This is a genomic window from Scytonema millei VB511283 (assembly GCF_000817735.3).
In the GTDB taxonomy this organism is placed as follows: domain Bacteria; phylum Cyanobacteriota; class Cyanobacteriia; order Cyanobacteriales; family Chroococcidiopsidaceae; genus Chroococcidiopsis; species Chroococcidiopsis millei_B.
On sequence record NZ_JTJC03000001.1, the window covers coordinates 1,276,518 to 1,290,181 of the forward strand.

General features: G+C 45.4%; 12 protein-coding genes. 5 read left to right on the forward strand and 7 right to left on the reverse strand.

Annotated elements, in window-relative coordinates:
* The first annotated feature begins 163 nt into the window (after nt 1–163).
* Nucleotides 164–532 (forward strand): hypothetical protein, encoded by a 369-nt coding sequence (locus QH73_RS05765; protein ID WP_039715573.1) that lies wholly within the window; start codon nt 164–166, stop codon nt 530–532.
* 24 nt (nt 533–556) lie between these two features.
* On the opposite strand, the gene QH73_RS05770 is transcribed toward QH73_RS05765, so the two are convergent.
* A complete protein-coding gene (locus QH73_RS05770) occupies nt 557–2,245 on the reverse strand; it encodes an iron uptake porin (RefSeq protein WP_039715574.1) in 1,689 nt (562 codons plus the stop codon).
* Nucleotides 2,246–2,399: 154 nt separating this feature from the next.
* Here QH73_RS05770 and QH73_RS05775 point away from each other — a divergent pair, with 154 nt between their 5' ends.
* The 4 genes from QH73_RS05775 (at nt 2,400) to QH73_RS05790 (ending at nt 6,267) form a co-directional block, all read left to right on the forward strand.
* Nucleotides 2,400–2,834 (forward strand): GNAT family N-acetyltransferase, encoded by a 435-nt coding sequence (locus tag QH73_RS05775; protein ID WP_039715575.1) that lies wholly within the window; start codon nt 2,400–2,402, stop codon nt 2,832–2,834.
* A 17-nt stretch (nt 2,835–2,851) separates the two neighbouring features.
* Entirely contained in the window at nt 2,852–4,363 is a 1,512-nt protein-coding gene (locus tag QH73_RS05780; protein ID WP_039715576.1) for a thioredoxin-like domain-containing protein, read from the forward strand.
* 78 nt (nt 4,364–4,441) lie between these two features.
* Entirely contained in the window at nt 4,442–5,464 is a 1,023-nt protein-coding gene (locus QH73_RS05785; protein WP_039715577.1) for a permease, read from the forward strand.
* Nucleotides 5,465–5,523: 59 nt separating this feature from the next.
* The gene (locus QH73_RS05790) at nt 5,524–6,267 is read left to right on the forward strand and encodes a TIGR03943 family putative permease subunit (RefSeq protein WP_039715578.1); all 744 of its coding nucleotides are present in this window, start codon (nt 5,524–5,526) and stop codon (nt 6,265–6,267) included.
* A gap of 190 nt (nt 6,268–6,457) precedes the next feature.
* Here the strand turns inward: QH73_RS05790 and ygfZ are convergent, their stop codons facing one another.
* The 6 genes from ygfZ to QH73_RS05820 form a co-directional block, all read right to left on the reverse strand.
* The gene (gene ygfZ, locus QH73_RS05795; protein ID WP_132866679.1) at nt 6,458–7,513 is read right to left on the reverse strand and encodes a CAF17-like 4Fe-4S cluster assembly/insertion protein YgfZ; all 1,056 of its coding nucleotides are present in this window, start codon (nt 7,511–7,513) and stop codon (nt 6,458–6,460) included.
* A 125-nt stretch (nt 7,514–7,638) separates the two neighbouring features.
* The gene (locus QH73_RS05800) at nt 7,639–8,139 is read right to left on the reverse strand and encodes a hypothetical protein (protein ID WP_039715579.1); all 501 of its coding nucleotides are present in this window, start codon (nt 8,137–8,139) and stop codon (nt 7,639–7,641) included.
* Nucleotides 8,140–8,226: 87 nt separating this feature from the next.
* Nucleotides 8,227–9,105 carry a tetratricopeptide repeat protein gene (locus QH73_RS05805; protein ID WP_039715580.1) on the reverse strand — a complete coding sequence of 293 codons (879 nt, stop codon included), beginning with the start codon at nt 9,103–9,105 and terminating at the stop codon, nt 8,227–8,229.
* 146 nt (nt 9,106–9,251) lie between these two features.
* Nucleotides 9,252–10,652: an ATP-binding protein gene (locus tag QH73_RS05810; RefSeq protein ID WP_039715581.1), complete on the reverse strand. Its 1,401-nt coding sequence runs from the start codon at nt 10,650–10,652 to the stop codon at nt 9,252–9,254.
* A gap of 241 nt (nt 10,653–10,893) precedes the next feature.
* Nucleotides 10,894–12,303, reverse strand: a complete 1,410-nt coding sequence (locus QH73_RS05815) for an amidase (RefSeq protein WP_039715582.1) — start codon at nt 12,301–12,303, stop codon at nt 10,894–10,896.
* Nucleotides 12,304–12,392: 89 nt separating this feature from the next.
* A complete protein-coding gene (locus QH73_RS05820; protein ID WP_039715583.1) occupies nt 12,393–13,631 on the reverse strand; it encodes a PQQ-dependent sugar dehydrogenase in 1,239 nt (412 codons plus the stop codon).
* Nucleotides 13,632–13,664 lie beyond the last annotated feature (33 nt).

The following is a 13,664-nucleotide window of genomic DNA, read 5'->3' on the forward strand; positions in this document are numbered from 1 at the left end:
AAGATATGCGATCGCCTCCTACGGCAAGATCGATCCGAAAACTAAAATTAAAACAAAGCAATTAAGGAGCGCTTATTGTTAGCAACCTTAGCAATTGTGTTTCTAAAAGTTTTTACTCTAAAGAAACGCTAATTTTAGTAATCAAAATCATTGGAGGATTCAAATGAAGCAAGTAGTTGATAAATTGAAGAACATGGGCTTGCGTCGAATCGTTACCCTATTTTTAGCAACGATCTTATTTGTCGCGCTGCCAGCATTCCAAGCAAACGCTGTAGAATCTCCAGCAGGAGAATACAACCCTGTCACTCCTGATACTGTCAAGCGCATTCAAGAAAAAGCTGAAGATTTGGGAGACGCGCCAGGTAGAAGAATAGGTAATACTGGGCTAGAAAATATCAAGACGCTACCCAAAAAGATTCCTGAAGTCCTCGACCTCAAAGCCAAGCAAACTAAAGTAACATTTGACACTAAAGAGCCGAACAAAAAAGCAGCTATGGATGAGGCTCAAGCAGAAGTTGAGAACAAACGCTAGAGATTGCTATCTTGGGTTGCGTTTTTAAAAAGAGAATACGGTGCGGAGAGTACCAGTAATAATTGTGCCATTATCTGCTTGATTGCTAGGGTTGGCGATCGCTTGAACTAAAGGGGCGATCGCTAGATTTTCATTTAGGGGAAAGCTATAGTAGGCTTCAAAGTTTGTTTGAGTCGCATCCCCTACAGCATTTTCCACAAAAGGCTGACCTGCCGCAATTCCTGCTACAGCACCAGGTAGTAATAAATTGCGTAAAGATATCCCCACCATCCAGTAAGACGGTTCGAGATCTCCAAAAATTGTATCGTCATAGTTACCGTAGCCGTAGCGCCCGAAAAGCCCAAGTTGGCGCGATAAATCGAGTTCGACATTCGCTCCAAACACATCGAAATGGCGATCGAATGTATTTCCACCACTGTACTGTAAGCGTACAGTAAAAGCTGGGTTGGGAGAGTATTCTAACTCAACCGTTCCCTGATAAGGATTGCCAAATAAACCGCGATCTCCACCCTCATCTGGGTAGAGTAGAGTTGTTAAAGCCGATATGCCTTCAACCTCATCGCGACTGCCAGAATTTTCAGCGTCTGCCGCAAGATACATTGCCCGTAACGTGAAAAACTCGTTCGCTTGCCAGTTAACAACCGCCCCAGCGCCTTGTTCGTGAATCGGAAAGAGAAGGTAGTTGTTAACCAGCGCTTGAGTCGAAAAATCAACAAAACTGCGGTTAGCATAACGATTGCGATCGAGATAATCTGTAGGTGCGATCGCAGTCCCTAAAACGACTTGGAGATTTTTGGCGGCGCTAAAGCTGTAGTAAAGCCGACCCAGCCCCAAGTTTCCATTCCTAGACGGTCTGACCGAGAAATCAAGTCCGCTGCCGAAATTAGGTTCTAATACTCCGGCTGCATTATCGCGGTTGCCGTTACTGCCAGTATCTAAGCGAATTTTGAGTAAGTCAGTACCAGAAAAACTCGTATCAAAATCTAACTGAGTCCTGTAAAATAACGTAGTAATAGGATTATTATCGGCAATTTCCGTACCTGTAGGGTCGCGAAGGGAATCGCCGCCAAAGCCACCCCCATTAATTGCAAAGATAACTTGACCTGCAAGTTTAGTCGTTGTGGAAAACTCATGTGCCTGGAGTACGGCGCTTCGAGCTTCCAGCGAGTCTAAACGGCTTTGTAAAGCTTTTAATTCCGCAGTATACTCTTGCAGAAGTTTTTCGAGAGTCGCTAAATCATCTTGAGTTGCTTGTACTGGCTTGCCATTAGCGATCGCTCCCTCCAATTGCCGTACCACCGCACTCAAAGCCGCCGCAAATTCGTAGCGACTCAAAGCACGATTGCCGAGAAAATTTCCATTCGGATAGCCTGTAACTATTCCATAGCGCGAGATTAAAGATTGCAACGCTCGACTTGCCCAGTCGTCGGGTTGCACGTCAGAGAGTTGGGAAACTTGGGAAGTCGGGAGTTGGGAGTGGGAGGGTGGGAGTTGGGAGTGAGAGAGTGGGAGTTGGGAGTTGGGAGTGGGAGAGTGGGAGTCGGGAGTGGGAGAGTGGGAGTTGGGAGTTGGGAGTTGGGAGTCAGTATGACTTTTAACTTTTGACTTTTGACCTTTGACTTTTATTGACGTTTGGGCTTGTAGTGGAGTTATCTGAGCTAAAAAGCACAGAATGCTAATACCACTGACTAGGAGGGAATAATATTTGCCCATTTTTTAGCGAAAGTGTTTGAAAGTGCCTGCTGGGATGAATTTGCGATCGCGCCAGATAACAAATCTTTCGATGAGCCACAGGTGTGTTAAATCCTATATGCGATGATACAGTCTATTTGTACGGATACTAAATTTTTCTGTATTGGGTTGAATCGTGAACCAACCGCTCAGGTTTGACGTAACCGAGAAGCCGCATCCTGAAGACATAGAATTTATTTTGCAACAACTGCTGGCATTTAATCGCGATCGCGCGGGTGAAGGGAATTTCCAGCAGTTAGCTATCTTTTTGCGAGATGCAGGCGATCGTTTGGCTGGCGGATTGATTGGTTCGACTTATTGGCAGTGGTTGTATGTCGATATTTTATGGATAGATGAAACTTGGCGCGGACAAGGCTACGGTCATGCTTTACTGGAGGCTGGGGAGCAAGAAGCTGTCAGACGCGGCTGTAAATATGCTTGTTTAGATACATTTAGTTTCCAAGCACCAGAATTTTACCAGCAACAGGGATACGTCATTTTTGGTGAATTACCAAATTTCCCGCCAGGTTACAGCAGATTCTTTCTTAAAAAAGAGTTGTCACCAAATTAAGTTCGGGAGGACATGACATGAAGACTGTACGGGTGAGAGCGCCGGAACTACCTCAAAATCAGCCTTGGCTGAATACTGACAAGCCGCTATCGCTTCAACAACTCAGAGGTAGAATTGTCATTCTCGATTTTTGGACTTATTGCTGCATTAACTGCTTGCACGTTCTGCCAGATTTGAAATATTTAGAACAGAAGTATAAGGACAGCCTCACGGTTATTGGCGTTCACTCGGCTAAATTCGACAATGAAAAAGATGTCGATAATATTCGTCAAGCCATCCTGCGGTATGACATCGAGCATCCAGTCGTAGTTGACAGTGGCTTTCAGGTGTGGCAACAATATGCAGTACGTGCGTGGCCCACTCTAACGGTAATCGATCCAGAAGGGTACGTCATTGGCTCTGCTGCTGGAGAAGGAAATCGAGATGTTTTAGACGAATTAATTGCCAAGCTAATTCAAGAGTATCGAGTCAAAGGTGCAATCGCATCTCCAGAAATTAGCTTCATTTTAGAAAAACAACGGCAACCATTAATTAAACCTCTAGCATTTCCTGGTAAAGTATTGGCGACTGCCACTGGATTATTTATTGCTGATTCAGGACATCACCGCATTATTTGGAGTACCCTCGACGGAGAAATTCTACACGTCATAGGTACGGGAAAATCTGGATTAATCGATGGAGACTTTACCCAAGCGCAATTTTTTGCCCCCCAAGGCATGGTACTGGACGAAGAGAACCAATTACTCTACGTAGCAGATACCGAAAATCATGCGATTCGCCGCATCAACTTACCGTTACAGCGTGTAGAAACCATCGCCGGAACCGGAGAACAAAGCCGTAATATCCGTCCTTATGGTGGTATTGGTCAAAAAACAGCCTTAAATTCCCCTTGGGATTTGGTGATGGTGAAGAGTTATCTCTTCATTGCAATGGCAGGAAATCATCAAATCTGGCAAATGGATTTAGAAAAAGGCATCTTGCAAACTTACGCGGGTACGGGTGCTGAAGCGTGTTTAGATGGTTTAGTCGCAGATTCGGCTTTCGCACAACCGAGTGGCATTACCACCGATGGTAGAGAATTATACGTTGCTGATAGTGAAGGTAGTTCGATTCGTCGTATTGGCTTAATGCTCGATCCTCAAGTACGGACAATCTGCGGGAGTGGCGAGTTGTTTGGCTTTGGCGATGTTGATGGTACTGGTGCTGACGTGCGACTCCAGCATTGTTTAGGGATAGAATACGCTCAAAATTTCTTGTGGATAGCCGATACTTATAACCACAAAATTAAATTAGCGAACCCCCATAGCGGTAATTGTCAACATGTTCTGGGGGATGGAGTCGCTAGTTTACAGGACGGACAAGGTAAAAATAGCTGCTTTAACGAACCATCGGGACTAAGTGTTTTTGGTTCTAACTTGTACGTCGCCGATACGAATAACCATGCAATTAGGCGAGTAAAATTAGATACATTGACTGTAAACACAATGGAATTTCCAGGTTTATGTGCGCCTAATGTTTGTATTCCGTAGCGTCAATAAATCTAGCAATCTAGCTACAATGGCTTGGCAGATGTTTGCTAATCGACAACGCTTTCTGCTACGCAACGCATGAACCAACAGCTCAACAATGCTTTTACCCTGTTCCTCAGCTTGCTTGTCGAAGCAATGCCGTTTTTGCTGCTGGGGGTGTTATTCTCTGGGTTACTGTTGCTATTTGTGGACGAACGCAAGTTAATTGCTAAATTACCCAAAAATCCACTGTTAGGTGCTTTGGTTGGCAGCATGGTAGGATTTTTATTTCCCGTGTGCGAGTGCGGTAATGTCCCCGTGGCGAGACGGATGTTAATGCAGGGAGTGCCTACACCCGTAGCAATTGGCTTTTTATTAGCAGCACCAACGATTAATCCAATTGTCATTTGGGCAACATGGACGGCATTTCGCGATCAACCAGAAATTGTCGTTTTACGAATCGTATTTTCCTTAGCGATCGCCACTATTATAGGTTGGGTATTCAGCGCCCAAAAAGATTTGCGTCCCCTATTACAACCAGCTTTAGCAGCAGCTTGGCAACCAAAACAGCAGCCGCAAAAAGATAAGAAAAAAACCTCATCTAACTTATTACAATCGGGTACGTTTTGGCTATCAGGATCGGGAGATCCGATTAGGATAGATGCCTCAGTATTACAGGCAAGTCTGGCAGCATCCACGCCAGTTAAACCAATACCAGAACGCTTACAGTTGTTATTAGACAATACCATACAAGAACTGCGCGAACTCGGTTCTGTGTTAGTCATTGGGAGCGCGATCGCAGCATTGATTCAAGTTTTTGTTCCCCGCGAGGTCATTTTAAATCTTGGTGGTGGCGAAATTACCTCTATCCTTACCATGATGCTCTTAGCGGCAGTCGTATCAATTTGTTCTACTGTAGATTCATTCTTTGCCCTATCCTTTGCCTCCACTTTTACTAGCGGCTCGTTACTAGCCTTTTTAATCTTTGGACCCATGATTGACCTCAAAGGCATTGGTCTAATGCTATCAATATTCAAACCCCGAGCAATTATTTATCTATTTGCTTTAGCTGCTCAATTGACATTTTTATTTACATTATTTGTTAATTTATACGTTATTTAATGGTTGACAGTTGACAGCTAACGGTTAACTGTCAACTGTCAACCGTCAACCATCACCCCATGAATCAAAACTCGAAAATTTACAATTGGCTAGAAGTATTTGCGATCGCTGCTTGGGGCAGTTTGATGCTGAAATACTGGCTGACTGGTAAGCTAAATTTATTAATTCACCCCGATTACTTTTGGTTAGTAATTTCTGGGGGAATTGGGTTCTTAAGTGTAGCAGGTTTAAAGGCTTGGCAACTCCTGCGTCAACGCCGTATATTGCCAGTGCGTCATATCAGTTTACTTCCACCTGGGTTTAGCAGTACTTTGCTCATAGTCACTGCGATCGCAGGGTTGATTTTCACTCCTCGCGTTTTTGCCAGCCAAACCGCTATGCAAAGAGGGGTAACAGACTTTCTCGCCGCTACCCGTTCACAACCCCAAGCCTTTCACGGTTCTGTCAAACCAGAGGAGCGATCGCTTTTAGATTGGGTGCGCACGCTGAATGTTTATCCCGAACCTGACGCATATACAGGTCAAAAAGTCAAGGTACAAGGGTTTGCGATCCATCCACCTGAATTTCCACCGAATTACTTGCTCCTTTCGCGGTTTGTCATTACCTGCTGCGCCGCTGATGCCTATCCGGTAGGGTTGCCAGTCAAATTGACGGAAGATCGTCAAGCTTATCCTCCCGATACTTGGTTGGAGGTAGAAGGACAAATGATCACCGAAACTTTAAAAGATAAACGTCAATTAACTATTCAAGCTAATGCTGCCCCCAAGAAGATTCCCGAACCCCAAAATCCTTACGAGTATTAAGAGAAAACTAGTTTACTCTTATTCCCCCCTTTCATAAGGGGGGTTAGGGGGGATCTTTGAAGATCTATCGCTTTTAACTGAACCGTCTTGGGTTAGGAGGAATCTTTGGGTCAGTGGCGTAGTTTTTCGATCCCCCAACCCCCGATGAATTGGGGGCAATAGATCGATCGCACATGGTGTGAGTCGCACATTAATCGGCACTACGGGTTAAGAAAGGGACATCCACCACTTCGCCTGTAACTTCTCCGACTTTAACTTGTAAACCAACACCACCAGCTTTAGTACGGATGTAACCTAGTCCAAAACTACCCTCATCCGTATCGGTATAGCTGGTGAGAATACCCACTTTCTCTTCACCTACAGTAATAATACTACCTGGTGCAGCGGGAGCGTTGAGGCGAATTCCCCATAGGTGTTGCTTGACTCCCTTGTAAGTATTCAGACGTGCAATTGTCTCTTGACCGATATAGCAGCCTTTATTAAAAGAAATAGTTTGCCACAAGCCTGCTTCTAAAGGATTGTAATCTTCAGTCAGTTCCTTATCGGGGACGGGACGACCTTGTTCGATCCGCAATTGTTCCCAAACGCGATCGCCTAGAGGGACTGCACCAGTTTCTACGAGGTGATTCCAAACGATCGCCGCTTTGTCTGCTGGCACAATTAGGGTGTAACCAGGTGTGGCTAAACCACTCCCAACCGCTACCCGAATTTCTATATCTTTGAGCTGAACTAACTGGTGGCTGGCGTAGGGATGACTAATAATTGAACTCACGCCAAGTTTTGCCAAAATTTCATCGCTTTTAGTGCCGAGAAGACTGAAAATAGTAGTTTCACCAGTTATATCTTCTAGTTGGACGCGATCGGCAAAAAAGATATAGCGATCGAGCCAATCTATCAGATACTGACGGCGATTAGGAGAAACGATCAGTAGTACTGCGTCTTCAGTCACATAAGCAGTTGCTAGATCGATCGTGCGGGCAGTAGAAGAGACAAAAACCGTGTCGCAGCCCTGCCCTGGTTTTAGAATTTGAAAATCGTTAGTACTTTGGTTGTGTAAAAAGCGAATGCGATCGTCATCGGTAACGCGAATGACACCCCAGTGGGAGCGATCGCATATTGCTACCCCTTCCCGTACCGCTTGCACGGCTACTGCATCGTTGTCAAAACTCATCGGAATCTTATTTCCGGCAATTTCCTCAAAAATTGCCCCCACTGCCGCTTGAACTGTCTGTAACTGCTCTCTCATAATATTTTTATGTAATGGGTAATGGGGAAGTCAAAAGTTAAAAGTTAAAAGTCAAAATTCACTACTCATTACTCACTACTTAATACTCACTTGACCACTCCTCACTCCTCACTCCTCGCTCCTCACTAAATCTTCGGCAAACTACTAAATACTTGTTCGACTGCTGCACCTGCTTTAGTATCTAAACGCTGCCAGTCTATTTCTCCGGTATCGTCGATCAAACTAGTGTCAATTTCTACCGAGCTATTAGTGGATGTCGAGTCTGTATTATATTGCTGAAAGCAAACCTGATAGCACAGTTCCCACAGATCGAAATTATACTGTTGGTCTTGGTTTTGTAGAGATAACTGATATCCTGGTTGGGGAGTCGGAAGGTTGGCGATCGCCTGTTCTATTTCTGCCGTGCGTTCTGGAGATGCACCATCCAATTCTTGCAACAGCAAGATCACCCTAGTTTTCATTTCCTCTGTCGTGTCTGGAGACCAGATTAATACGTTCTCGTAGGTTCCCTGCCACGCTGATTCGTCTAAATGCTTGCGAATGTGGTCGATGATGCGAATAAAAGCAGGTTGCATTAAGAGTTCTGCCTGTTGCCATGCAACTGGATCGGTAATTCTCGGTGGCATGGGTATTCTCCCGCGATGTGGAACAGAGATCGACGCGATTGCGATCGCGCTGCCGATTCCTTCATGCTACCGTACGCGCCAGCAGAATTAATGGGTGGGGACGTGGAGCGATCGCCATTGGGTATCAAATCTGAGCAGTAGGTTAAACAAAGCTTGAGTTATTTCTATTAGTAACATTGAGAATGGTATGAGTAAAAAGAGCCAATTCAATAAACTCAGAACCATAAAAATACCAATAAATACTATCCGTAGATAAATATGAATTTGACTCGAAAAACTCTTATAGTTAAATACAAAATTATAGAGCGAGTATTTTAACTTCAAAGCTTCTACTATTCCCGTGCGTGCCTGTTCTTGTTCTGGATCGAGTCGCAACGATTCGCGAAAACATCGTTCAGCCAAATCTCTATTCCCACAATATAAATATACCCAACCTTTAATCGCATAAGCGGCTGTATTTTCCGGGTCTTGAAAGATTGCTGCATCCACCGTGGTTTGTGCTTCTTGGTAGCGGCGTAGGCGTAATAAAGCCATAGCGCGAAGATTGAGACACAACACATGCTCGGCATCTAAATTCAATCCCTGTTCTGCACTGGACAATGCGCGATCTCGATCTCCTTGTGCTAATTGAATGACTGACAACAAGGCGAAATAATCGGCGATTTCTGGTTCTAAGCGAATCGCTTCTTGAGCTGCTTTTTTGGCTGACTTGAGTTGCTTTTGAATATAGAGAATTTTAGCTAAATTATAATGAGTATCAGATAAGTCAGGTGCTAAATACACTGCTCGCTTCGCTGCTTGAGTTGCTTCTCGATCTCGTTCCATTTCTATTAAGCATATACTTAAGAGAGCATGGGCAAAAGAACTATTTGGATCGATGGCTAATTGTCGTTCAATTTCTGTTGCTGCCAACTTATAGCGCGATTGCTCGATTAAAATTAATGCTTTGTCTAAATTTATAAACATAGAAAATTATGACTAATCCGTATATGCCAATTTTTTATTTACTTTGTTTTATGGTCTATGACTGGCAGGGGGCATTAATTAACGCACTCTACGAGCCTTATGTCTTTTATTTTTTATTATTTCAATTTTTTAAAAAGCTTTTAAATTTAAAATAGCCTGTTTTTGTCTTTTGTTACTTGTAAGTAATTTAAAATCTCATCATAAATTCCATTCTCATTGGCATAAGTCGCATAATTACGTGCAGTGGCGAACCACTCGGTAACGGAAGGATGAATGACTTCAACTGCGGCTAGAAAATCTTTGGTTGTGAGAGGTTTAGGGATGCCTTGCTTTATCGCTGCCTGGAGTTTTCTGTCTACGGCTAAATCTACAACTGCCTTTAAATCTGCCCCAGAAAAGTTAGCAGTTTTTTTACTTAAATAATCGTAGTCGATAGCTTCAATTGGCTTATGACGGCAGAGGATGCGCAAAATGTTGACCCGCGCATGACGATCGGGTGGTGGAACAAACATAATGCGATCGAAGCGCCCTGGTCTACGAAAGGCTGAATCCAAATGCCAAGGAGCGTTAGTAGCAGCTAAAATCAGAATGCCATCGTTAGGGCTTTCTACACCATCTAATTCGGCAAGAAACTGATTGACAATCTGGCGACCGCTACTATATCGCATATCAGTGCGTTTAGCAGCGAGAGCATCGACTTCATCAAAAAAAAGCACGCAAGGCTTAGATCGTCGTGCCTGCTCAAACAGTTCGTGTAAGTTCTTTTCACTACTACCCAACCACATATCTAAGACATCATTGATGCCTATAGATAAAAATCTCGCTTTAATTTCTCCAGCTGTAGCTCTGGCTAAATAAGTTTTACCGCAACCAGGGGGACCATACATTAAAACTCCTCCCCCAATTCGTTGACCGTAAGCTTGATAAATTTCTGGATGCGCTAATGGGTGAACAATTTTCAGCCGAATTTCTTCCTTAATAGCATCCATTCCACCAACATCTTGAAAAGTAATTGATGGTTGCTCCAAGGGTGCTTCAACCGCAGTACTAACATCTAATTCGTACTCCGGTATTTTGTACTCTAGCGATTGAGATTCTGGGGTTCTGTACTCTGAAACAGAAGCTTTATGAGTAGTGACATCAGCGATGCCAAGCCGCTCTGCCAACATAGGATCGTTTATTTCTGGATCGAGTGCGACAGCTATGTGAAAATGTGTAGATGCATTTGTCGCATCACCTGCATGGAGCAGCAGACGAGCGTAGAGTAAGTGAGCAAAAGCTGGAGGCTCAGAGCTTTTGAGCAGATTTTCAACCAGCACTATTGCCTGAGAATTTTTGCCTTGGTGATAAAAAGCAGAAGCCAAATTGAGCTGTAGAAAATGGTTTTCAGGCATCAATGACAGAGCAAGGCGATACTCTTGTTCTGCCTCCTCAAATTGCCCTAATTCCATCAGAGTATTTGCCAAATGTTGGCGGAGCGGTAGATTATCGGGCGAAACAAGCAAGGCTGCACGCAAAGCCCGCAGAGTATCTTCACTACTAGTCATAAATGCTTCTGATTCATCTCTAATATAAGATGCCCAGATCGAATCAGAAATTTTACATTAGTGAGGAGTGAGGAGTGAGGAGTGAGGAGTGAGGGGGACAAGGGGGACAAGGGGGACAAGGGGGACAAGGGGGACAAGGGGGACAAGGGGGACAAGGGGGACAAGGGGGTAATTCCAAGCCACTAGCCACTAGCCACTAGCCACTCTCCCGACTTTTGACTTTTGACTTTTGACTTTTGACTTACTCATTACCAATAGCTGGTCGATGCTGGCTCCAAAATTTATCGACTTCGAGTTGGGCGGCGATCGCAATAATGGTAGCTTCGGCTGTAGGACGACCGACGATTTGAATGCCGATGGGTAAACCGTTAGGCGCAAAACCAGTGGGAATAGCGATCGCGGGTAGTCCGCTAGCATTAAAAGGCGGACAGGGAGCAACCCAATGAATGATTTTTTGTAGCGTCTCTTCCGGGCTTAATGCTGCCCACTCGCCCACTCGAATTGGTGGATGCATGTATGTGGGTAAGATCAGCGCATCTACTGAGTCGAAAAATGCCACAATCCGTCTGGCAATAACTTGTACCTGCGCGACAGCACGGAGATAATCTCCCGCAGAACCCGATTGTTCGAGCAACCACTGATTCATCGGTTGCAAGATTTCTTTTGGTAGTCCAGCATAAGCTACGCCTGCTTGCCACACAGTTGTAAATGGCTCGATTAATCCCGTGAAATCGGGACAGCTTTCTTCTATTTGATGCCCCATTGCTTCTAATAGCCTCACCGTACCCAAAACCGCTTGCTGGCAGACTGGATCTGCCGTCCCGATTTGAGGTAGCGAGTTGGTAAAGGCGATGCGCAGGCGTTCGGGCGATCGCGTCGTAGCAGCCAGGAATGAGGGATTTGGTGCGGGTAACCAATACGGATCGCCCGTCACATATCCTGACATCACGTCTAGTAAGGCAGCAGCATCGGAGACAGTACGGGCAATAGGACCGTTTGCTGCGACACCACTTAATTGATCGCCCAATGGGGCATAGGATACCCGTCCTCGGGCTGGTTTGATGCCTACTAAACCACAACAGAAGGCGGGACCGCGAATTGAGCCGCCTGCATCGGAGCCTTGGGCGATCGCGCACAATCCTGCGGCTACAGCCGCCGCCGATCCCCCACTAGAACCCCCTGGTGTATACTCTGGATTCCAAGGATTGCGGGCAGGAGGAAATCCCGGCGGTTCGGTGTAGGGAAAAGAGCCTAATTCAGAAGTGGCGGTTTTACCCAAGACAATGAATCCAGCTTGTTTCACCTGCGCCACCACAGCATCATCGTAAGTCGCCACGCGATCGCGCAGTGCTGGACTGCCATAACTACAAGGGACATCAGCCACGGGATTCATGTCTTTAATCGCGATCGGCACGCCAAAAAAAGGTGGTAACTCAGTCGGGTCTTGAGTTCCAGCTAGCATTTCTGTCTGAGTTTGTGCCTGGGCGATCGCCATTTCTGCCATCACCGTAAAATAGCAACCTAACTGCGGATTGAATTGTTCAATTCGTTCTAGATAAAGCTGCACCACCTCTAGTGGCGAAACTTCTTTATGGCGAATTAGCCGCGCTTGTTCTAGAGCTGGAGCAAATGCTAGATCGATTGAATTCATAATTCCACAGTTTTGATTTTTGTGTTTCGGTTGCTCAGTTGTTCCTAGATTGTCCCCTTTTAACTTTTAACTTTTGACTTTTGACTTGCCTATCCTCCAGCTGGTTCGAGACGAATCAACTGTCCATTATTATCATCTGTCAAGACATACAGCAGTCCATCAGGACTTTGGCGCACGTCGCGCACGCGCTGACCGATCTCGATCGCCTGCTGGTTGACCACATTACCCTGAGCATCTAAGTCAATGTGCCGCACATCCTGGGAGACAAGTCCACCTGCAAATAAATCGCCTTGCCATTGCGGGAATTTGTCCCCACTATAGAATGCTAGACCCGAAGGTGCTATTGCTGGTGTCCATACCAGTTTGGGATCTACCATACCAGGGCGCGATCGCTCTTTAGTTATTTCTTCTCCGCTATATTCACGGCTGTATGTGACGATGGGCCAACCATAGTTTTCGCCTGCTTGCACGAGATTGAGTTCATCACCACCCTGCGAACCGTGTTCTGTTGCCCATATCCGGTTATTCACTGAGTCGAAGGTCAAGCCTTGAATGTTGCGATGTCCGTAGCTCCAGATCGCAGGCTCAGCATCAGTAGATTTCACAAAGGGGTTATCTTGTGGTATCGAACCATCATCGTTGAGCCGCACAATTTTACCAAGACGACTGCGGCGGTTTTGCGCCTGTTGACGGATTAACTCGCCATTGAGTTGAATCGGTGGGTTGCCACCATCACCGATCGCCAATAGCATAGTACTGTCAGGCAACCAAAAGATGCGCGAACCAAAGTGTTGCAAGCCAGACTTAGTTGGGGAAACCTCAAAAATAACTTGCAGATTGCTCAAGCTTTTCCCGTCAAATGTAGCGCGGGCGAGGCGGGTGCGGTTTGCCTGCTCTGTACCGTGGGAATATGTTAGATAGACTAAGCGATTTTCAGCGAAGCGCGGGTGAACTGAAACATCCATCAAACCGGCTTGACCACCCGTAAGGACTTCGGGAACTCCTGCAATCGGTGTTGGATCGAGTTGCCCATTCCGCAGAATGCGCAATTGTCCCGATCGCTCGGTGATTAACATCGATCCATCTGGTAGCCATGCAAGGCTCCACGGATGGTCTAAGCCTTCTACTACAGTCGTTTTTTGAATGCCTTGAGCAGCAGCAACATTCCCGCTTTCAGAGACGCTAGGATTGCTCGATGATGAATTGGGCGCTGTCGTTTGTGCAGTTGTAGAGGCGTTAGGTTGTTGTGTCACAGAACAACTTGCAATAGCTAATAGGGCGATCGCACTCCCTACTCCTTTCATCCAACCGTAAGTTTTTACTTTCATATTTGTTCGGCTGTAATCGTTTTTTATCTCTAG

What these genes read in the sequence shown, in the direction of transcription:
- QH73_RS05765 (WP_039715573.1), top strand. Translation starts at nt 164, where the DNA reads ATGAAGCAAGTAGTTGATAAATTGAAGAACATGGGCTTGCGTCGAATC.
- QH73_RS05770 (WP_039715574.1), bottom strand. Translation starts at nt 2,245, where the DNA reads ATGGGCAAATATTATTCCCTCCTAGTCAGTGGTATTAGCATTCTGTGC.
- QH73_RS05780 (WP_039715576.1), top strand. Translation starts at nt 2,852, where the DNA reads ATGAAGACTGTACGGGTGAGAGCGCCGGAACTACCTCAAAATCAGCCT.
- QH73_RS05785 (WP_039715577.1), top strand. Translation starts at nt 4,442, where the DNA reads ATGAACCAACAGCTCAACAATGCTTTTACCCTGTTCCTCAGCTTGCTT.
- QH73_RS05790 (WP_039715578.1), top strand. Translation starts at nt 5,524, where the DNA reads ATGAATCAAAACTCGAAAATTTACAATTGGCTAGAAGTATTTGCGATC.
- ygfZ (WP_132866679.1), bottom strand. Translation starts at nt 7,513, where the DNA reads ATGAGAGAGCAGTTACAGACAGTTCAAGCGGCAGTGGGGGCAATTTTT.
- QH73_RS05800 (WP_039715579.1), bottom strand. Translation starts at nt 8,139, where the DNA reads ATGCCACCGAGAATTACCGATCCAGTTGCATGGCAACAGGCAGAACTC.
- QH73_RS05805 (WP_039715580.1), bottom strand. Translation starts at nt 9,105, where the DNA reads ATGTTTATAAATTTAGACAAAGCATTAATTTTAATCGAGCAATCGCGC.
- QH73_RS05810 (WP_039715581.1), bottom strand. Translation starts at nt 10,652, where the DNA reads ATGACTAGTAGTGAAGATACTCTGCGGGCTTTGCGTGCAGCCTTGCTT.
- QH73_RS05815 (WP_039715582.1), bottom strand. Translation starts at nt 12,303, where the DNA reads ATGAATTCAATCGATCTAGCATTTGCTCCAGCTCTAGAACAAGCGCGG.
- QH73_RS05820 (WP_039715583.1), bottom strand. Translation starts at nt 13,631, where the DNA reads ATGAAAGTAAAAACTTACGGTTGGATGAAAGGAGTAGGGAGTGCGATC.